Genomic DNA, 19,300 nt, shown 5'->3' with positions numbered 1-19,300 from the left:
GCATCGGTCGTAAGTCCTAGGACCCTGCCCGCGACCTGCGACGGGTCCGGGACCAGGCCGATATCCGATACCTGTTCGGTCCGCCGGGTGCGACCATTGACCTCATGCCGTCTGCTGCCACGTCCACCGCCCTGCCCGCACCCCCACGCCCCGGAAGAACCGCACCCGGCTGGCTCGTCACGCTGCTCGTCTGCGCCGGCCAGTTCCTCGTCATCCTGGACGTCTCCGTCGTCAACGTCGCACTGCCCGCCATGCGGTCGGGCCTGGGCCTGAGCGAGCTGGGCCTGCAGTGGATCGTCAACGCCTACGTCATCACTTTCGCCGGCTTCATGCTCCTCGGCGGGCGCGCCGCCGATCTCTTCGGCCGTAAGCGGATATTCGTCCTCGGGCTGGCGCTCTTCACCGTCGCCAGCCTCGCCGGGGGAGTGGCGCAGCAGCCCTGGCAGCTGATCGTGGCCCGCTCCCTCCAGGGCATCGGCGCGGCCGTGCTCTCCCCCGCCACCCTCACGATCTTGACCACCTCCTTCCCGACCGGCCCCGCCCGCACCCGGGCCATCGCCACCTGGACCGCGGTCGGCGCCGGCGGCGGCGCGGTCGGCGGCCTGGTCGGCGGGGTGCTCACGCAGTACCTGTCCTGGCGCTGGGTGCTGCTGATCAACGTCCCCGTCGGCGCGCTGGTGCTGCTCGGCGCCGTGCTCTGGCTCACCGAGAGCCGCCAGGCCACCGCCCGGCGCCTCGACATACCCGGCGCGCTGCTGGCCACCGCCGGTCTGGGCCTGGTGGCCTACGGCATCGTGCGGACCGAGACGGCCGGCTGGGGCTCCGCCGCCGCGCTGCTGCCGCTCTTCGCCGGGCTGGCGGTCATCGCCGCCTTCCTCGCCGTCGAGGCGCGCGCCAAGGCGCCGCTGATGCCGCTCGGCATGTTCCGGATGCGGGCGGTCTCCTCGGCCAACGCCGCGATGCTGCTCTCCGGCGCCGCGATGTTCTCCATGTGGTACTTCCTCTCCCTCTACATGCAGAACGTCCTCGGCTACTCCCCGCTGCGGGCCGGGCTCTCCTTCATCCCGCACTCGCTGAGCATCGTCATCGGCTCCAAGCTCGCTCCGCGGCTGATGCACAAGATGGGCGCCAAGACCCTCGCGGTGTGCGGTGCGGCGCTCTCCGCGTGCGGCATGCTCTGGCAGGGCACCATGGGCGTCGATGGCACCTACCTCGGCACGCTGCTCGGCCCCGGCATCCTGATGGCGTTCGGCGCCGGACTGTCCGCCACCCCGGTCGCCGCCATCGCGACCTCCGGCGCCGCCCCCGGCGAGCAGGGCCTGGTCTCCGGGCTGATCAACACCTCCCGGCAGATGGGTGGCGCGCTGGGCCTGTCCGTCCTCTCCACCGTCGCCGCCGCCCACGCCCTGACCGGCGACGGCCCCGCGGCCCTGGCGAGCGGCTACGGCCTGGCCTTCCACGTCGGCGCGCTGGTGCTGGTGGTGGCCATCGCCTTGATGCTCACCGCCCTGCCGCGCCGCCGGGAGGACGCGACCCGCGGCTGATCACAGGGCGGGGCGGGGGCCGGCGCGGTCCGGGCGGCAGGCCTGTTCGCGGGCGCCGGGCCCCGGGCCGCCGCGGACGGTCCTCGCGCCGCCGCGTCCGGCCTCGGGCCGCCCCGCCGCGTCCGGCCCCGGGGCGATCACCCGCTCCACGGCGGCCCCGCCCGGCCGTGGCCCCCGCCCCTCGCCCGGCGCAGACCCCCGGGCCGTTTCCGAAGGCAGTCAGGGCAACCACCCTGCACGACGGCAGCCGGGTCCGCAGATCGGCGACCACATCCGGTCCGCTGCCGCCCGGCGGCTCGAAGCCGAGCAGCGCCACGTCCGGCCACGGCGAGGAAGCGGGAAACGAGAGGCCGCCCCTCCGGCACATGTCACCGGTGGCGCCCGAGGCTCTATAACTGACGCACCGTCAGAGGGGTTCCGGGCGCCGGGCGGATCGGCTATACAGGAGCCCATCGGCTAGAACGCGTTCTAAAAGCGCGGGCGCGCCCCGGAGCCACCGGACGCGCACCGGCCCCACCCGCCCCGAAGCCACCGGGCGCGCACCGGGACCACCGCCCGCCACCGGCCCGAGCCACCCAGGTCCGGGCCGCCCGACCCCGGGCCGCCGCCCCGGAGAGCGCCCGCACGCCCGGAGCCACCGGGCGCCCCGCTCCCCGGCAGGCCCGGCCCCGCGCCGCCGGACGCGTCCCGGCCGAACCGGTACGGCCCCGGCCCGTCGACGGTGCGGACGGCGGGCCGGGGTCCTCACACCCCTAAGGAGCGAGACAGCCCGATGCCCATCGACGTCGCCAAGGCCACCGCCGCCCCGCCCCGGACCACCGAACTCGCCTGGGACCACAAGGACGTTCAGCTCTACCACCTCGGCATCGGCGCCGGCGCGCCCACCCCGGAGAAGGAACACCCCGCCACCGACCCCGACGAGCTGCGCTACACCCTGGAGAGCGGGCTGCACGTGCTGCCCAGCTTCGCCACCGTCGCCGGCGGAGGCATGGCCGTCGCCGGGGGACTCTCCGCCCCGGGCATCGACGTCGACCTCGCCGCCGTGCTCCACGGCGGCCAGACCGTCACCGTCCACCGCCCCCTCCCGGTCAGCGGCCGCGCCACCCAGACCTCCACCGTGCCCGCGGTCCACGACAAGACCAAGGCGGCGGTCATCGTGCTGCGCTCCGAGGTCGCCGACGACGACGGGCCGCTGTGGACCTGCGACACCCAGATCTTCGTCCGCGGCGAGGGCGGCTTCGGCGGCGACCGCGGCCCGTCCGCCCGCATCGAGGTGCCCGAACGCGCCCCCGACCTCACCACCGAACGCCGCATCCGCGAGGACCAGGCCCTCCTCTACCGCCTCTCCGGCGACTGGAACCCGCTCCACGCCGACCCGTCGTTCGCGAAGCTCGCCGGGTTCGACCGGCCCATCCTGCACGGCCTGTGCTCGTACGGCGTCGCCCTCAAGGCCGTCGTCGACACCGCGCTCGGCGGCGACGTCTCCCGGGTGCGCGCCTACACCACCCGCTTCGCCGGGGTCGTCTTCCCCGGCGAGACGCTGCGCCTGCGGCTGTGGCGCGACGCCCCGGCGCCCGGCCGCATCCAGGTGCTGGTCACCGCCGCCGACCGCGACGACGCCCCGGTCCTCGCCGACACCGTCGTCGACCACACCTGACCCACCCGCACCGCCCGTTCGTACGAGAAGGAGCCGCACCGTGCGCGCAGCCGTACAGCACGAGACAGGACAGGACACCCTCGACGTCCTCGACGACGTCGAAGCGGTGGGCTTCGGTCCCGGCAAGGTCAGGATGCGGGTGCGGGCCACCGGCCTGTGCCACTCCGACCTCTCCGCGATGAGCGGGGTGCTGCCGCAGCCCGCGCCGTTCGTCCCCGGCCACGAGGGCGCCGGCGAGATCACCGACGTCGGCGACGGCGTCACCGCCCTGTCGCCCGGCGACCGCGTCCTGATGTGCTGGCTGCCCGCCTGCGGCGCCTGTCCGTCCTGCAAGCGCGGCCAGAGCCATCTGTGCCTCGCCGGTTTCATGAACGCCGGGACGCCCAACTTCAAACGGCCCGGCGGCGACGTCTTCGGCTTCGCCGGGACCGGCACCTTCGCCGAGGAGGTCGTCGTCCCCGCGCACTGCGCCGTCCCCATCCCCGACGACGTGCCGTACGACATCGCCGCCCTCATCGGCTGCGGCGTCACCACCGGCCTCGGCGCCGCCGTCAACACCGCGAAGGTGGAGGCCGGATCGTCCGTCGCGGTCATCGGCTGCGGCGGCGTCGGCATCTCCGTCATCCAGGGCGCCCGGGCCTGCGGCGCCGCCCACATCACCGCCGTCGACCCGGTGCCCGCCCGCCGCGAGGCCGCCCTCCGCTTCGGCGCCACCGAGGCACTGGCGCCCGATGCCCTCGCCGACGCCAAGGCCAAGGTCACCGCCGGCGAGGGCTACGACTACGTCTTCGAGGTCGTCGGCAAGTCCGCCACCGCCCGCACCGCCTACGAGACCACCCGCCGCGGCGGCACCCTCTGCATCGTCGGCGCGGGCGCCCTCGACGACACCTTCCAGGTCAACATGTTCGAGCTGTTCTTCGACGAGAAGCGCATCCTGCCCTCCCTCTACGGCGGCGGCGACGTCCTGCGCTCCTACGAACGCGCCATCGCCCTGTGGCGGGCCGGCCGCATCGACCTCGAAGGGCTGATCACCCACCGCGTCCGCCTCGACGACATCAACGACGCCCTCGACCAGATGCGCACCGGCGCCGCCCTGCGCACCTGCATCGAGCTGTGACCGCCCGGGCCCGGGCCGCGTCCCGCGTGCCCGCCCGCCCCCGCGACCGAGAGGAACGGCATTGACCGGCACCGCACTTCCCCTGGACGGCCGCACCGCCGTCGTCACCGGCGCGGGCCGCGGCCTGGGCCGCGCCGAGGCCCTGGAGCTGGCCCGGCTCGGCGCCGCCGTCGTCGTCAACGACTTCGGCGCACCGGGCCGCGACGGCTCCGGCGAGGCGTCCGCCGCCCCCGCCGCACAGGTCGTCGCCGAGATCACGGCGGCCGGCGGCCGGGCCGTCGCCCACACCGGCGACGTCGCCGACCACGCTCAGGCCCGCGAGCTGATCGAGCTGACCGTCGCGACCTTCGGCGGCCTCGACATCCTGGTCAACAACGCGGGCATCCTCCGCGACCGGATGATCTTCTCCATGACCGAGGACGAATGGGACTCGGTCATCCGCGTCCACCTCAAGGGCCACTTCAACACCACCCACTTCGCCGCCGCCCACTGGCGCGCACAGGCCAAGGCGTCCGGCGCGCCCGCCTACGGCCGGATCGTCAACACCTCCTCCGAGGCGTTCCTCGCCGGCTCGGCGGGCCAGCCCAACTACGCCGCGGCCAAGGGCGGCATCGTCGGCCTGACTACCTCCACCGCGCTGGCGCTCGCCAAGTACGGCGTCACCGCCAACGCCATCTGCCCGCGCGCCCGCACCCGCATGACCGAGGACGTCTTCGCCGGGTTCGCCGAACCCACCGACGGCGGCCTCGACCCGCTGGCGCCGGAACACGTCGCCCCGCTCGTCGGCTACCTCGCCTCCCCGGCCGCCGCCCGCGTCAACGGACAGCTGCTGGTCGTCCACGGCGGCATGGTCGCCGTCGCCGAACGCCCGCGGATCGCCGCGCAGTTCGACAGTGCGAAGGAGACCTTCACCTACGACGAACTGGACGCCCGGCTCACCCCGTACTACGCGGAGCGCCCGGCGGGGGAGACCTTCGCCGCCACCGAGGTGCTGGGGCTCAAACGGGCCTGAGTGCGGGCGGCGCGGGGCGTGTGGCCGCGGGGGCGCCCGGCCGCCGGCCCCGCGCCTGCGCGGTCACGGCCGCGCGCCGGGCGTGAAAGCCGCGGCGTGCGCCGCCGCGAACTCGGCGAACGCGCGGGGCGGACGGCCGGTGATCCGCTGCACGGCGGGCGTGACCCGGTCCTCCGCCCCGTCCGCGATCCGCGCGTCCAAAGCGGCGAGCACCGCGGCGAACTCCTCGGGCACCTCCGCCGCGAACCGCTCCCGCATCCGCGCCGCGGAGACCGCCTCGTGCCGCACCGGGCGGCCCGTCACCGCGCCGATCACCGCCGCCACGTCCGCGTAGCTCAGCGCCTGCGGGCCGGTGAGCACCGGGGCGTCGTCGAGCGGGCGCACGGCGGTGAGGGCGTGCACGGCGACCGCCGCGATGTCGTCCGCGTCGATGAACGCCACCCGGCCCGCACCGGTGGCGGTGGTGAGCACCCCGTCCGCCCGGACGCTCCGGGCGTGCTGGTGGTCGCCGGTGAAGTTCTGCATGAACCACGAGGGCCGCAGCACCGCCCACTCGGGGAACAGTCCCGGCAGCGCCGCGTGCACCGCGCCCGTCCCCGGATCGTCCGCCCCGATCTGCGACGAGCTGAGCAGCACCGCACGGACGGCGCCCGCCTCCCGGGCCCGCCGCAGGAACGGCAGCATCACCGCCGCCGGATCGGCCGCACCGACCGGCGGGACGAGGTACAGGCCGCGCACCCCCGCCAGCGCCGCGTCGTGGGTGCCCGGCTCGTACCAGTCGAACCGGACGCCGCCCGGGTGCTCCGGGACCCGCCGCGCGGCCGCCCGGACCGGCACGCCCCGCCGGATCAGGCCGTCCGCCACCCGGCTCCCGGTGGTGCCGGTGGCTCCGGTCACCAGCGTGAGCGGCGCGGCGGACGGACGGGGTGCAGCGGACATGACGGCTCCTCATGAACGGCGGGATGCGGGAAAGGGCGGGACGGGCGCGGCGGTTCACGGCCGCAGCGAGGCGGGCGCGTTCAGGGGGTTCCAGTAGTCCCGGTAGCGGACGATGCGGCCGTCCCGGACGGTGACGACGGCGATGTAGTCCATCGCGAACGGCTCGTCCTCCACCACCGCCCGGCCCCGTGCGGCCATCTCCACCACGATCGTCTCCGGGTCCCGGGTCTCGTGGATCTCCAGGCGGGGGAAGGCGTGCAGCGCGATATGGGCGGGATAGTCGCGCATATAGGCGGCGACGGCGGCGCGGCCCTCCAGCCGGGCCGGGGCGCCGGGCGGCGCGAACGGGAACTCGAAGACCCCGTCCTCGTCCCAGAGCGCGACCCAGCCGTCGATGTCCGCGGCCAACAGCAGCCGCAGACCGTGGCGGTAGAGATCTGCGGGGGAGCGGTGGGTGAGCATCACAGGGCCTCCGGGCGTGCGGCGGCAGCGGACCGCTAGAATGCGGACCGCCGGTCCGCTTCAATTTACGGACCGACGGTCCGCTTTGTAAAGGGAGACCCCGTGCCGCCACGCAAGCCCCGCTCGGACGCGGCCCGCAACCGCGAGGCCGCCCTCACCGCCGCGGAGACGCTCTTCGCGCGGGAGGAGGACGCCGCCCGCGTCACCATGGACGCCGTCGCCGCGGCGGCGGGGGTCGGCAAGGGCACGCTCTTCCGCGCCTTCACCGACCGCGACGGCCTCATCCTGGCGCTCGTCGACCGCCGCTCCGACGCGTTGCGCGCCCGGGTCGAGGGCGACGAACCGCCCCTGGGCCGCGCCGCCCCGCCCCGCGAACGGGTGGTGGCGCTGCTGGACGCGCTGGTCACCTTCAAGCTCGACAACCGCCGGCTCGTCCTCGCCCTCGAACAGGGCGGCGCGGCCAGCCCGTTCCGCTCCCCGGCGTACGGCTGGTGGCACGGTGCGCTGACCGATGCCTGGCGGGAGCTGGGTGACCCGGATGATGCGCCGTTCCTCGCGCATCTGATGCTCGCCGCCGTCCGCGCCGACCTCATCGAGCATCTGACGACCGCCGAGGGCCGCCCGCCCGCCGAGATCCGCGACCGCCTGACCCGCTACGCCCGCTCCCTCATGCCGTGACGCCCCGGAACGGCGACGGCCCCCGCCGCCCTTCCGGAGAAGGGGGCGGGGGCCGTGACAGGCTCCGGGGCGCCTGGGGACTCAGGCGTTCTGGGGCTGCTTGGCGCGGCGGTGACGGCCGTTGGCGGCCGCCTTGGCCTCCTCCGTCGCTGCCGGTCCGCGGTGCCTGCCGGAGCCTTGGGCCTCGGCGGCCTGGGCGGATGCCTCCTGGGGGCGCGCCTCGGTCGTGTCGGTCTGGGCTTCGGGCATGAAAAGTGTCACTCCGTCGGATCGCTTACGGCTGTACGCGTCGGGACCGCCGCGGTGTCGCCGCCGATGGGCCGGGTCGACCAGCTGCGCGGGGGACGTCCCGCGCTCCGTGAAGAGTGAACAGAACAGGGCGACCCCCTTAGCCCCGCTGAATCCTAACGGGGCGGGTGATCACGCTCCACCGGGCCTCCCCGGCCGACAGCGGCGCCTCCTGCAACGGCACCGGCCGGTGCTGAGAAGGATGCGCGGGGCCCGCGTACGGTTCCCGGAGCGGGGCGTCCGGTTGGGGGGATGGCGTGGAGGAACCGCCGTCCCGGGGCGGCGGGAACGCCGCGCCGACCGGGGCGATCCGGGTGCGCTCCTGCCACCGCCGGACGGCGTCCAGGTTGTTGCGCACCGGCAGCGGCGGGCGGGTGGTGCGCAGCCCCTGCATCGTCCGCACCGCCTGCGGCAGCCGCGGCCGCTCCGCGTCCGGCGTCTGCACGGTGGCCCCCACCGGCGATGCGGGCGCGGCGGCCGGAACCGGCGGGACGGATGCGCCGGCCGGAACCGGCGGCACCGGCCCGGGCTCCGGCGCCCGCGCCGCGGGCAGTACCGGCGCCGGGGCGGGCGCCGGGAGCAGCGCCGCCACCGGCGCCGCGACGGGCGCCGCCGGGCCCGGCGTCACGTCGGACAGCGCCTCCGGCAGCACCTCCGGCATCGGCTCCGGCTCCGGTGCGGGCTCCGCCGTGCGTGGCCACGGCCCGTCGGACGGCTCCAACGGCACGGCCATCCGCGCCAGACCGCACGCGACGGCGTCCGTGACGTACGGCAGCAGCAGTTCGCCGTCCGCGCTCCAGCGGCCCGCGCCGGACAACCAGCCGTCGGGGGCCGGGAATTGGCGCAGGCCCTTGGCGGCGGGACGCCAGACGCCGAGACGCTCGCCGCCGGCGTCCTCGATGCGCCACGCCACCGCGCACTGCTCCGGCGTCAGCATCTGCCCGGGCTGGACGGCGAACGGGGTGAGCGCCGCGCCCGGTGGCCGCAGGCAGGAGGGGAACCGCACCGGGAGCGCGCTGCCCAGGACGCCCCAGCCCAGCCGGTCCTCACCCGGTGCGTCGGAGCGGACCAGCAGCAGTCCGCTGTGCGGATCGGCCAGCAGCAGCCGGTCGTTGCTCTCCTCGGTGATCTGGAGCAGGAGTGTCGTTTCGCCGTCACGGGTCAGGTCGACGGCGACGGTCTTCGTCCGCCCGTCCAACTCCTGGTCGACGGCGAGCAGCTGCCCGGAGCGGTCCAGCCAGGCGCCGCCGGTGCACCGCCCGGGCAGTTCCGCGAGGTGTTCGGGGCCGTCCGGACCGCCGTGCAGCAGCCACAGGGAGGTGGAGGTGTCACCCGGTGTCAGCGCGTGCGCGCTGCGGCCGCCCGGCGCCGGGGGCAGCAGCGTCAGCTCCGGCGCCTCGATGGTGCCGAGCGGCAGCTCACCGGTGCCCGGACCCGTCGGGTACAGCAGCGCGAGGGCGAAGCCGTCCTCGACCGGCCGCCGGATCAGCACCCGGCCGTCCGCCAGCGGCAGCAGCGCGCTGTCCGGCGCCTCGGGGGCGTCGCCGGGCAGCGGCACGGCGTAGGGCTCCGGCCCGCTCAGCGTCCAGCGCTCCGGGAACCAGCCGTTCCCTGTGCCGTCCTGACGCACCAACCGGGCCGCGTACGAGCCGTCGGCGGCGATCGTCAGCGGCGCGCGGGGCGGACGTCCGAGCGCCGAACTGTCTTTCCTGATACGGACCGTCATCGGATGGTCACCTCCAGTCATCATGCCGAAGGTAGTTTTCGGACTTCCGGCCGATCAATGTGTGTGGTGAGGGTTCACGCATAAGGGTGGCGAAAGTCCGGTTCGCCGGTCTTGACGGGGGTCTCTGTGCTGCGAGTTTCAAGCATGCGTAAAGTAAGGGCTGCCTAACCTCACGTTGCGCCGGGTGTGCCGCCTGCCGTGGACCGCCCGCAGTCCGACCCCCTGGAGTACGCGATGTCCCTTCGCCGCCGCGGCACCGCCGCCGCAGCCCTCGCCGCCGCCGGTGCCCTCGCCCTCGCGGCCTGCGGTTCCGCAGACGGGGGCGGCAAGAGCGACAACGGCGCCGGTTCCAAGTCCGTCGCCCAGGGCGGCAAGGACTTCGCCAAGGCGGCCGAGGAGACGGCCAAGATGGGGACCGACGCCAAGGCCGGTCAGTTCCCCCGCACCATCGAGCACGCCATGGGCACCACCAAGCTCGACGCCGCCCCCAAGCGCGTCATCGTCCTCGACGTCGGCGAGCTGGACAACGTCGTCTCCCTCGGCATCAAGCCCGTCGGCTACGCCCCCACCGAGGGCGACGAGTCCCTCCCGGACTACCTGAAGAAGGACGCCGGCGACCCCAAGAGCGTCGGCACCATCAACGGCCTCAACCTGGAGGCCATCAACAAGCTCAAGCCCGACCTGATCCTCGGCAGCAAGCTCCGCGCCGAGAAGCAGTACGCGCAGCTCGCGAAGATCGCCCCGACCGTCTTCTCCATCCGCCCCGGCTTCACCTGGAAGGAGAACTACCTCCTCAACGCCGCCGCGCTCGACAAGACGGCCGAGGCCGAGGCGAAGCTCGCCGCGTACCGGGAGAAGGCGAAGAAGCTCGGCGAGGACATCGGCCCGAAGAAGCCGACCGTCACCATGCTGCGCTACATGCCGCAGTTCACCCGCCTCTACGCCCAGCAGTCCTTCATCGGCACCCTCCTCAAGGACGTCGGACTGCCCCGCCCGAAGAACCAGCAGGTCGACGATCTCGCCACCGAGGTCAGCCCGGAGAACATCAACCAGGCGGACGCCGACTGGATCTTCACCGGCGTCTACGGCGACCCGAAGGCCACCAAGCGGGACACCGCCGAGTCCAACCCGCTGTGGAAGAACCTCAAGGCGGTCAAGGACGGCCACGCCAAGAACGTCAAGGACGAGACCTGGTACCTCGGCCTCGGCGTCACCGCCGCCGACAGCGTCCTCGACGACCTGCGCGGATACCTCGTCAAGAAGTGACGCCCGGGTGTATGGATCACGAGCGTCGCCGACACCCGTGATCCATGCACCCGGTCCCGGCGGCGCGGCGCCGCACCCCGCCGCCGCACCGCCGGGCACCCGCCGCCGCCCGCCGGGGACGCGGGACGCCGGGCCCTGCGTGGGAGGTAACCTTCCACCCGTGCCCGCACTGTCTGAAGTCCTCACCGCTCTCGACGCCCTCTGGCCCGCCGAGCGGGCCGAAGGCTGGGACGCCGTCGGCACCGTCTGCGGCGACCCCGCGGCGCAGGTCGAGCGCGTCCTGTTCGCCGTCGACCCCGTCCAGGCGATCGCCGACGAAGCGGTCTCCCTCGGCGCCGACCTCCTCGTCACCCACCACCCGCTCTATCTGCGCGGGACGACGACGGTCGCGGCGTCCACCGTCAAGGGCAAGGTCGTCCACACCCTCATCCGCGGCGGCATCGCCCTGCACGTCGCGCACACCAACGCCGACACCGCCGACCCGGGAGTCTCCGACGCCCTGGCCGGCGCCCTCGACCTGCGGATCACCGGCCCGCTGGTGCCGGACGCCACCGATCCGCACGGCCGCCGCGGCCTGGGCCGGATCTGCGAACTGCCGCACCCGATGACCCTCGCCGAGCTGACCGCGCACGCCGCGGCCCGGCTGCCGGCCACCGCGCAGGGCATCCGCGCGGCCGGCGACCCGGAGCGCGTCATCCGTACGCTCGCCGTCTCCGGCGGCTCGGGCGACAGCCTCTTCGACGCGGTGCGGGCCGCCGGTGTGGACGCCTTCCTCACCGCGGACCTGCGCCACCACCCGGCCTCCGAGGCCACCCAGAGCGTGGGCGCCGTCCCCCCGGCGCTGCTCGACGCCGCGCACTGGGCCACCGAGTGGCCCTGGTGCGAGCAGGCCGCCGCCCAGCTCGACGCCGTCTCCGACCGCCACGGCTGGGGCCTGCGCACGCACGTCTCCCGTACGGTCACCGACCCCTGGACCGCCCACGCGGCGTCCGTCCCTCCCACCCCGACCCACACCACAGGAGCCCCCCGCTGAACGCCGCGCCCGCCGACCAGATCCGCCTCCTCGACGTCCAGTCCCTGGACGTCCGCCTCACCCAGCTCGCGCACAAGCGCAGCACCCTCCCCGAGCTGGCCGAGCTGTCCGCCCTGGAGGCCGAACTCACCCAGCAGCGCGACCTGCTCGTCGCCGCGCAGACCGAGGAGAGCGACACCACCCGCGAGCAGACCAAGGCCGAGCAGGACGTGGACCAGGTGCGCCAGCGCGCCGCCCGCGACCAGAAGCGCCTGGACTCCGGCGCCGTCACCTCGCCCAAGGACCTGGAGTCCCTCCAGCGCGAACTGGCCTCCCTCGCCAAGCGCCAGGGTGACCTGGAGGACATCGTCCTGGAGGTCATGGAGCGCCGTGAGGCCGCCCAGGCGCGCGCCGCCGAGCTGGACGGCCGCGTCCAGGCCGTCCAGGCCAAGGTCGACGACGCCACCGCCCGCCGCGACGCCGCCTGCACCGAGATCGACGCCGAGGTCGAGACGGTCACCAAGGAGCGCGAGCTGACCGTCGCCGACATCCCCGCCGACCTGCTGAAGCTCTACGACCGGCTGCGCGAGAAGCACGGCGGCGTCGGCGCGGCCCGCCTCTACCAGCGGCGCTGCGAGGGCTGCCGCCTGGAGCTGGACCTCACCGAGCTGAACGACGTCCGCTCGGCCGCCGCCGACGCCGTCGTGCGCTGCGAGAACTGCAGCCGCATCCTGGTCCGCACGCCCGACTCCGGTCTGTAGGCCGTGGCCCGCACCCTGATCGTCGAGGCCGACGGCGGCTCCCGGGGCAACCCGGGCCCGGCCGGTTACGGCGCCGTCGTCCTCGACGCGGCCACCGGCGAAGCCCTCGCCGAGGCCGCCGAGTTCCTCGGCACCGTCACCAACAACGTCGCCGAGTACCGCGGTCTCGTCGCCGGGCTGCGGGCGGCGCACGCCCTCGACCCGGCGGCCCGGATCCGGGTGCGGATGGACTCCAAGCTCGTCGTCGAGCAGATGTCGGGCCGCTGGCAGATCAAGCACCCCGACATGAAGCCGCTCGCCGCCGAGGCGGCCGCCGCCCACCCGGCGGACCTGGTCTCGTACGAGTGGATCCCCCGGGCGCGGAACAAGCACGCCGACCGGCTCGCCAACGAGGCGATGGACGCCGGGCGCGACGGCCGGCAGTGGCGGCCCGCGGACTCCCGCGCCGCGCTCGACACCCCGGCGCGCACCGGCAAGGACACGACCGAGGCGGCCGCCCCCGGCTGGGGCGACGCGGACCTCGGCAAGCCCGCCACCCTCGTCCTGCTGCGCCACGGCGAGACGGCGCTGACCCCGCAGAAGCGCTTCTCGGGCAGCGGCGGCAGCGACCCGGAGCTCTCCCCGGCCGGACTGCGGCAGGTCGAGGCGGCCGCCGCCGCGCTGGCCGCCCGCGGCACGATCGAGGAGGTCGTCAGCTCCCCGCTGCGCCGCTGCCGGCAGACCGCCGCCACCGTCGCCGACCGGCTCGGCCTCGACGTCCGCATCGAGGACGGGCTGCGCGAGACGGACTTCGGCGCCTGGGAGGGCCTGACGTTCGGCGAGGTCCGCGAGCGCTACCCGGACGACCTCGACGCCTGGCTGGGCTCCACCCGGGTGGCGCCGACCGGCGGCGAGGCGTTCGCGACGGTGGCCCGCCGGGTCGCCGCCGCCCGCGACGCGCTGACCGCCCGCTACGCGGGCCGCACCGTCCTCGTGGTCACCCACGTCACGCCGATCAAGACGCTGGTCCGGCTGGCGCTCGGCGCGCCGCCCGAGGCGCTGTACCGCATGGAGCTGTCCGCCGCGTCGCTCTCCGCCGTCGCGTACTACGCCGACGGCAACGCCTCGCTGCGGCTGCTGAACGACACCTCGCACCTGCGCTGACGCGGTACGACGACGGGCCCGGCACCCTCCGCAGGTGCCGGGCCCGTCGTCGTACCGCGGATCAGCGGGCCAACGCGGCCGCCCCGCGGGCGAGTTCGGTGACCCGGCCCCAGTCCTTGGCGGCCAGCGCGTCGGCCGGGAGCATCCAGGTGCCGCCGACGCAGCCGACGTTGGGCAGCGCGAGGTAGGACGGCGCGGAGGCGGCGCCGATGCCGCCGGTCGGGCAGAACCGGGCCTGCGGCAGCGGCGCGGCCAGCGACTTCAGATACGGGGTGCCGCCCGCGGCCTCGGCGGGGAAGAACTTCATCTCCGTCACGCCCCGCTCCAGCAGCGTCACCACCTCCGACGCCGTCGAGACGCCGGGCAGGAACGGCACCCCGGCGTCCTGCATCGCGGCCAGCAGCCGCGGCGACCACCCGGGGCTCACCAGGAACCGCGCACCGGCGCCGCACACCGCCGTGACCTGCTCGGGCGTCAGCAGGGTGCCCGCGCCGACCACCGCGTCCGGGACCTCGGCGGCGATGGCGGCCAGCGCGTCGAGCGCGGCGGGCGTCCGCAGCGTCACCTCGATCGCGGGCAGCCCGCCGTCCACCAGGGCACGGGCGAGCGGCACGGCGTCGGCGACGTCCTGGATCACGACGACCGGAATGACGGGGGCGAGGCCCAGCACGGAGGCGGGCACATCGGGCGCGGGGGAGGGAGCAGCGTGCATCACGCGCCCATACTGCGCCTGACTCTGCACACTTCGCAACGAGTGTTGCGCACCATGCAACGCGCTCGTTCTCAGACCTCCGTGACGACCACATCCACCGCCCACGGCCGGCCCGCCCGCGCCGGAGCCTCGGCCTCCACCGTGTACCCGAGCGCCCGCAACGCCTCCACCAGCTCCGCCGGGCCCTTGGGATCCGCTCCGGAGGTCAGCAGATCGCGGACCATCCGCCCCTTCGTCGCCTTGTTGAAGTGGCTGACCACCGACCGCTTCTCCACCCCGTCCACGATCTTCGACTGGAGCACCCGCACCGTCGCCGTCCGCCCCGCGACCTCGCCCTTCGGCTTCCACGCCGTCGCATACGCCGCCGACCGCAGATCCAGCACCGGCCCGGACGCCGCGACCTCCGGCAACACCCGCGCCATCGGCTCCCGCCAGTACACCCCGAGCGCCCCCAGACCCGGCAGCTTCACCCCCATCGAGCAACGGTAGGAGGGGATCGCGTCACCGGGCCGCACCGCGCCCCACAGCCCCGAGAACACCAGCAGCGACCGGTCGGCCCGCTCCCGCGCCGCCGCGTCCAGCGTCGTCAGCCCCAGCGCGTCGTAGAGCACCCCGGTGTAGACCTCCGCGGCCGGGCGGGTGCCCGCCGTCCGCAGCGCCGCGTTCTTCGCGACCTCGCCCCGCAGCCCCACGCCGATGCCCAGCGTCTCGCGCGCCTTGTCCTCGTCACCCGAGCAGAGCGCGATCAGCTCCGCCAGCACCGCCTCCCGCGCGGCCCCGAGCCCCGGCAGCGACAACCCGGCCACCTCCAGCGGCGCCCCCTCGCCCCCCGCGGCCTTCCCCTCGGACGGCGGCAACAGCACCAGCACGGTCTTCTCCTTCACGCGGCAAAAGCTGTACGAGGCCCCCGGCGCAGCTGCCCGGCAGGCCCCGCCAAAGGGTAGATCCTGCCGAGGGTCACGACGGAACCGCAGCTCAGGGCCGCGAGCCCGGTCTTGCACCCGGCCGGCTTCCGCCGGGCCCGCCACCCCGCGCCCAAGGCCGGGCCCGCCACTCCGCGCCCAAGGCCGGGCCCGCCACTCCGCGCCCAAGGCCGGGCCTGCCACTCCGCGCCCAAGGCCGGGCCCTTCCGTCCACCCCGCCACGGAACCGCAGCTCACGCCCGTGAGAGCCGCCCCGCACCCGACCGGCCCCCGCTCGGCTTCCGCCGACCCTCGCCACCCCGCACCCAAGGCCGAGCCCTGCCACCCATCGCGCCACGGAACCGCAGCTCACGACCGCCATACCGGCCGCACCCGACCGGCCCCGGACCGCCCCGCCGTACCGCGCCGGGCCCGCCGCACCGCCCTACGCTCGGTGCCATGCCCCGCCGCCCCATGCACGTGACCGACGCCGCGCAGGACCCGCTGCGCGCCGCGCTGCGCGGACTGCGCTGGCGGCTGGAGATCCCTGAACACTTCCCGCCCACCGCCCAGGCGGAGGCCGACAGCGCCGCCCTCGCCCCGCGCATCCCCACCGCCACCGGCGACGTGGCCACCGCCCACAGCCTCGCCGACGCCACCGACCTGCCGCTCTTCACCCTCGAACCGCCCGGCGCCCCGGACCTCGACCGCGCGATGTTCCTCGCCCGCCGCCCCGCCGGACGCGGCTTCCGCCTCCACTACGCCGTCGCCGACGTCGCCTCCTTCGTCACCCCCGGCGGCGCCCTCGACGCCGAGGCCCACCACCGCGTCACCACCCTCCACTTCCCCGACGCACGCGTCCCCCTCCACCCGTACGCCCTCAGCGAGCGGGCCGCAGGCCTCCTGCCCGACGAGGACCGCCCGGCCGTCCTGTGGCAGCTCGACCTCGATGCGGACGGCGCGCTCGCCACCGCCTCCGTACGCCGCGCCCGCGTCCGCTCCCGCGCCCGCCTCGACCACCCCGCCGTCCAGCGCATCCTCGACGACGGCACCGCCGAGGAACCCCTCGCCCTGCTCCGTGAGACCGGTCTGCTGCGCGAGGCCCGCGAACGCGCCCGTGGCGGAGCCTCCCTGTACGTCCCCGAGGCCCGGCTCACCGCCCACGACGGCCGCTACGCCCTCGCCTACCGCGCCCCGCTGCCCGTCGAACGGTTCACCGCCCAGCTCGCGCAGCTCGTCGGCGTGGCCGCCGCCGACCTCATGCTCGCCGCCGGCACCGGCATCCTGCGCACCCTGCCCACCGCACCGGACGGCTCCGTCGCCCGCCTGCGCCGCACCGCCCACGCCCTCGGGGTCGACTGGCCGCACCACACGTCGTACGCCGCGCTCGTCCGCGGCCTCGACCCGCACCGCGCCTCGCACGCCGCGTTCCTCCAGGAGTGCGCCACCGTGCTGCGCGGTGGCGGCTACCTCGCCTTCGACGGCAGCCCTCCGCCGCCGTCCGCCGCGGTGCACGCCGCCGTCGCCCTGCCGTACGCCCACGCCACCGCCCCGCTGAGCCGCCTCGTCGACCGCTACACCTCCGAACTCTGCCTGGCCGCCTCCGCCGGCATCGCCCCGCCGCCCTGGGTCCGCTCCGTCCTGACCGGCCTGCCCGCCACCATGGCGGCCGGCGCCCGCCGCGCCGACGCCGCGGAGGAGGAGTGCGTCGCCCTCGTCGCCGCCGCCCTGCTGCGCGACCGGATCGGCGAGACCTTCGACGCCGTCGTCACCGACACCGACACCGAAGCCGCTCCCGGTACCGGCACCGACGCTCCCGCCGGGGCCACCGTCCACCTCCGCACCCCCGCCGTCACCGGCCACCTCACCGCCCCGCCCGACGCCCCCGCCCCGCGCCCCGGCGACGCCCTCCGCGTCCGCCTCACCGCCGCCGAACCGGGCAGCGACCCCGTCCGCTTCACCCCGGCCTGACCGCCGGGTCCGGCCGGGTAGCATGGTCACCACGGCGGACGAGCCGGCCGGGCGGCCGCGTGAGGATCTTCGGACCCTCCCGAGGAACGTCCGGGCTCCACAGGGCAGGGTGGTGGGTAACGCCCACCCGGGGTGACCCGCGGGACAGTGCCACAGAGAACAGACCGCCGGCGCCGCAAGGCACCGGTAAGGGTGAAACGGTGGTGTAAGAGACCACCAGCCTCCGAGGTGACTCGGAGGGCTCGGTAAACCCCACCCGGAGCAAGGTCAAGAGGGGGCGCCCCGGCGCTCCTGCGCGGACGATCGAGGGCTGCCCGCCCGAGTCCGCGGGTAGACCGCACGAGGCTGCCGGCAACGGCAGCCCTAGATGGATGGCCGCCTCCCCTCGGCCCGCAAGGACCGGGGGAGACAGAACCCGGCGTACAGGCCGGTCTCGTCCGCCGGCTAGCTGGGGAAGGGCCCCTGACCTGGAATTTTGCCAGGTCAGGGGCCCTTTTCGTGCGCTGTGAGGGCGGAGCGCGATGGTCACTGTTAGTGAGCATTTCGGGGTGTTTCTCAGTGCTGTGTGGCGATCGTGTGGCGGTGAAGGGGCAGCGGTTGCGGTCCTGCTGGGCCTCCCGGAGAGGCCGGAGCACTCCTTGGGGCACGGAGTGAGAGAACCCCAGAACGGACGTGCGTGCCCCTTCGCGCTCGGGACGGGGAAAGTTCAGTAAAGTCGGGCCGCGATGTGGCTGCGCCGGAGTGCCGACGTGTTTGGGCGGGGTCGGATCCTCTTTCGATCACGGCACATTCGGCGGAATCACCGGGAACGGTCCCCAATCGATGCTGGACGCACTCGCGACCCGCACACCATTGAAGGTGACTGTGCCGCCTGTGAACTCCGCGCCGTTGAAGGTGACTGTGCCGCCTGTGAACTGCGCCGTGTTGAAGGTGACCTCGCCGCCTGTGAACTCCGCGCCGCCGAAGCCGACCGCGCCGCTGAAGCTGACTGTGCCGCCTGTGAACCGCGCGGCGTTGAAGGTGACCTCGCCGCCTGTGAACCCCGCGTATCCGAAGTGGACCTCGCCACCTCTGAACTCCGCGGCTCTGAAGTCGACCTCGCCGCCTGTGAACTGCGCCGTGTTGAAGGTGACCTCGCTGCCTCTGAACTTCGCGCCGAAGAAGGAGACCCTGCAGCCTGTGAACTGGGCGGCTCTGAAGTCGATCCCGCCGCCTCTGAACTGCGCGTATCCGAAGTCGACCTCGCCGCCAGCGAACTGCGCGCCGAAGAAGGCGACCCTGCCGCTAGTGAATTTCGCGCCGAAGAAGGTGACCTCGCTGCCTCTGAACTTCGCGCCGCTGAAGTCCCCGCCGTCGAAGGTGGCCCCGGTGAAGTCCAGATTGAGCCCGCACCACGTCGTTGGTGCCTCTGGATCTCGTAGGTGGTCGCGGATCACGCGGATGATGGTGTGCCGAACCTCCCGCTCGCCTGTCTTGAAGCCATTTGCGTCGCGGTTGGTCTCGTAGGGCATACGCAGGTACGCACATAGCACGTCGATGCACACCTGCCGCTGTTCCGGCCAGTCATCCGCAAGCCGCGCCATCGCGTACACACCAGCGAGTCGAACGGCGGCCTGCTCATGACCCAGCTGTTCTGCTGCGGTCGAGTACCGGTCGGCGAGCTGGCTGGCATCCGCCCGGCGTGAGTCGCCTTCGGTAAGGCGTTGCTTGCGGTAGGCGTAGACGCCTGCGAGGACGGCGCCGATGAGGGTGATGACGGTGACGGCGGTCTTGATGACGTCGTTGACGTCGACCGGCTTCCCCGTCTTGTTCTTCGCGATGAGCAGTGCGTCCGCGCCTTGGAAGAGGCCGTAGGCGAGCACTCCCACGACGGCTAGGGCGAGAGGCGCGACGATCCACACCGACCACAGGCGTGGGGTGTGACGTCCTTGTGGCAGCTGGCGTTTTAACGGGTTGGGCATGGTGCCGAGCATGAACGAGACAGCGGTCGTTACGCGGCCTGTTTGATCAATCCGTCCTGGCTGCCTGCCATGCCGCTGATCGCTGTGCGTGAGAGCCGGCCTGTCGGGGAGCCGGCGCAGCTGTGTGTCGACACCCTGGCATCGTCGGG

17 protein-coding genes and 1 other RNA gene are annotated in these 19,300 nt (G+C 74.4%); 11 read left to right on the top strand and 7 right to left on the bottom strand.

The annotated features are described in order from the left end of the window. Positions 1-104: 104 nt before the first annotated feature. From ABT345_RS02360 to ABT345_RS02340, 4 genes are all read left to right on the top strand, one after another. A complete protein-coding gene (locus tag ABT345_RS02360; RefSeq protein ID WP_345083662.1) occupies positions 105-1,544 on the top strand; it encodes an MFS transporter in 1,440 nt (479 codons plus the stop codon). 772 nt (positions 1,545-2,316) lie between these two features. Then, positions 2,317-3,201 carry a MaoC/PaaZ C-terminal domain-containing protein gene (locus ABT345_RS02350; RefSeq protein ID WP_345083660.1) on the top strand — a complete coding sequence of 295 codons (885 nt, stop codon included), beginning with the start codon at positions 2,317-2,319 and terminating at the stop codon, positions 3,199-3,201. A 40-nt stretch (positions 3,202-3,241) separates the two neighbouring features. Further along, on the top strand, positions 3,242-4,318 hold the full coding sequence (locus ABT345_RS02345; protein WP_345083658.1) for a Zn-dependent alcohol dehydrogenase: 1,077 nt from the start codon (positions 3,242-3,244) through the stop codon (positions 4,316-4,318). A gap of 61 nt (positions 4,319-4,379) precedes the next feature. Beyond that, entirely contained in the window at positions 4,380-5,330 is a 951-nt protein-coding gene (locus ABT345_RS02340; protein WP_345083656.1) for a 3-oxoacyl-ACP reductase, read from the top strand. Positions 5,331-5,393: 63 nt separating this feature from the next. Here ABT345_RS02340 and ABT345_RS02335 read toward each other — a convergent pair whose 3' ends face one another. After that, the gene (locus ABT345_RS02335; protein ID WP_345083654.1) at positions 5,394-6,269 is read right to left on the bottom strand and encodes a Rossmann-fold NAD(P)-binding domain-containing protein; all 876 of its coding nucleotides are present in this window, start codon (positions 6,267-6,269) and stop codon (positions 5,394-5,396) included. Between the two features lie 54 nt (positions 6,270-6,323). Beyond that, positions 6,324-6,731: a nuclear transport factor 2 family protein gene (locus ABT345_RS02330; protein ID WP_345083652.1), complete on the bottom strand. Its 408-nt coding sequence runs from the start codon at positions 6,729-6,731 to the stop codon at positions 6,324-6,326. Between the two features lie 102 nt (positions 6,732-6,833). Here ABT345_RS02330 and ABT345_RS02325 point away from each other — a divergent pair, with 102 nt between their 5' ends. After that, positions 6,834-7,409 carry a TetR/AcrR family transcriptional regulator gene (locus tag ABT345_RS02325; protein ID WP_345083650.1) on the top strand — a complete coding sequence of 192 codons (576 nt, stop codon included), beginning with the start codon at positions 6,834-6,836 and terminating at the stop codon, positions 7,407-7,409. An 81-nt stretch (positions 7,410-7,490) separates the two neighbouring features. Here ABT345_RS02325 and ABT345_RS02320 read toward each other — a convergent pair whose 3' ends face one another. Then, positions 7,491-7,658, bottom strand: a complete 168-nt coding sequence (locus ABT345_RS02320; protein WP_345083648.1) for a hypothetical protein — start codon at positions 7,656-7,658, stop codon at positions 7,491-7,493. A 139-nt stretch (positions 7,659-7,797) separates the two neighbouring features. Next, positions 7,798-9,423 carry a hypothetical protein gene (locus ABT345_RS33200; RefSeq protein WP_386459987.1) on the bottom strand — a complete coding sequence of 542 codons (1,626 nt, stop codon included), beginning with the start codon at positions 9,421-9,423 and terminating at the stop codon, positions 7,798-7,800. A 234-nt stretch (positions 9,424-9,657) separates the two neighbouring features. Here ABT345_RS33200 and ABT345_RS02310 point away from each other — a divergent pair, with 234 nt between their 5' ends. The 4 genes from ABT345_RS02310 (at position 9,658) to ABT345_RS02295 (ending at position 13,605) form a co-directional block, all read left to right on the top strand. Beyond that, on the top strand, positions 9,658-10,689 hold the full coding sequence (locus tag ABT345_RS02310) for an ABC transporter substrate-binding protein (protein ID WP_345085077.1): 1,032 nt from the start codon (positions 9,658-9,660) through the stop codon (positions 10,687-10,689). Positions 10,690-10,849: 160 nt separating this feature from the next. Beyond that, positions 10,850-11,722, top strand: a complete 873-nt coding sequence (locus ABT345_RS02305) for a Nif3-like dinuclear metal center hexameric protein (protein WP_345083646.1) — start codon at positions 10,850-10,852, stop codon at positions 11,720-11,722. Continuing rightward, positions 11,719-12,462: a zinc ribbon domain-containing protein gene (locus ABT345_RS02300; RefSeq protein WP_345085074.1), complete on the top strand. Its 744-nt coding sequence runs from the start codon at positions 11,719-11,721 to the stop codon at positions 12,460-12,462. The genes ABT345_RS02305 and ABT345_RS02300 overlap by 4 nt, the downstream gene beginning before the upstream one ends. Positions 12,463-12,465: 3 nt before the next feature. Then, positions 12,466-13,605 (top strand): bifunctional RNase H/acid phosphatase, encoded by a 1,140-nt coding sequence (locus tag ABT345_RS02295; RefSeq protein ID WP_345083644.1) that lies wholly within the window; start codon positions 12,466-12,468, stop codon positions 13,603-13,605. A 61-nt stretch (positions 13,606-13,666) separates the two neighbouring features. Here the strand turns inward: ABT345_RS02295 and eda are convergent, their stop codons facing one another. Together eda and yaaA are read right to left on the bottom strand one after the other, a co-directional pair. Continuing rightward, complete coding sequence (gene eda, locus ABT345_RS02290; protein ID WP_345083642.1) at positions 13,667-14,317, bottom strand: bifunctional 4-hydroxy-2-oxoglutarate aldolase/2-dehydro-3-deoxy-phosphogluconate aldolase; 651 nt, start codon at positions 14,315-14,317, stop codon at positions 13,667-13,669. 71 nt (positions 14,318-14,388) lie between these two features. Beyond that, a complete protein-coding gene (yaaA, locus tag ABT345_RS02285) occupies positions 14,389-15,186 on the bottom strand; it encodes a peroxide stress protein YaaA (protein WP_345085071.1) in 798 nt (265 codons plus the stop codon). A 492-nt stretch (positions 15,187-15,678) separates the two neighbouring features. Here yaaA and ABT345_RS02280 point away from each other — a divergent pair, with 492 nt between their 5' ends. Beyond that, positions 15,679-17,190, top strand: a complete 1,512-nt coding sequence (locus tag ABT345_RS02280; protein WP_345083640.1) for an RNB domain-containing ribonuclease — start codon at positions 15,679-15,681, stop codon at positions 17,188-17,190. Positions 17,191-17,229: 39 nt separating this feature from the next. Continuing rightward, positions 17,230-17,630: RNase P RNA component class A (rnpB, locus tag ABT345_RS02275), an RNA gene on the top strand. 339 nt (positions 17,631-17,969) lie between these two features. On the opposite strand, the gene ABT345_RS02270 is transcribed toward rnpB, so the two are convergent. Further along, positions 17,970-19,091, bottom strand: a complete 1,122-nt coding sequence (locus ABT345_RS02270; RefSeq protein WP_345083638.1) for a pentapeptide repeat-containing protein — start codon at positions 19,089-19,091, stop codon at positions 17,970-17,972. Positions 19,092-19,300 lie beyond the last annotated feature (209 nt).

Origin of the sequence: Streptomyces sp. NPDC000404 (genome assembly GCF_040300365.1) — a bacterium.
In the GTDB taxonomy this organism is placed as follows: domain Bacteria; phylum Actinomycetota; class Actinomycetes; order Streptomycetales; family Streptomycetaceae; genus Streptomyces; species Streptomyces ramulosus.
The sequence above is the reverse complement of the archived record's forward strand: the minus strand, read 5'-3'. Positions and strand labels throughout refer to the sequence as shown.

Coding starts and splice junctions, on each gene's coding strand:
- ABT345_RS02360 (WP_345083662.1), top strand. CDS start 105: ATGCCGTCTGCTGCCACGTCCACCGCCCTGCCCGCACCCCCACGCCCC.
- ABT345_RS02330 (WP_345083652.1), bottom strand. CDS start 6,731: ATGCTCACCCACCGCTCCCCCGCAGATCTCTACCGCCACGGTCTGCGG.
- ABT345_RS02320 (WP_345083648.1), bottom strand. CDS start 7,658: ATGCCCGAAGCCCAGACCGACACGACCGAGGCGCGCCCCCAGGAGGCA.
- ABT345_RS02280 (WP_345083640.1), top strand. CDS start 15,679: ATGCCCCGCCGCCCCATGCACGTGACCGACGCCGCGCAGGACCCGCTG.
- ABT345_RS02350 (WP_345083660.1), top strand. CDS start 2,317: ATGCCCATCGACGTCGCCAAGGCCACCGCCGCCCCGCCCCGGACCACC.
- ABT345_RS02310 (WP_345085077.1), top strand. CDS start 9,658: ATGTCCCTTCGCCGCCGCGGCACCGCCGCCGCAGCCCTCGCCGCCGCC.
- ABT345_RS33200 (WP_386459987.1), bottom strand. CDS start 9,423: ATGACGGTCCGTATCAGGAAAGACAGTTCGGCGCTCGGACGTCCGCCC.
- eda (WP_345083642.1), bottom strand. CDS start 14,317: ATGCACGCTGCTCCCTCCCCCGCGCCCGATGTGCCCGCCTCCGTGCTG.
- ABT345_RS02335 (WP_345083654.1), bottom strand. CDS start 6,269: ATGTCCGCTGCACCCCGTCCGTCCGCCGCGCCGCTCACGCTGGTGACC.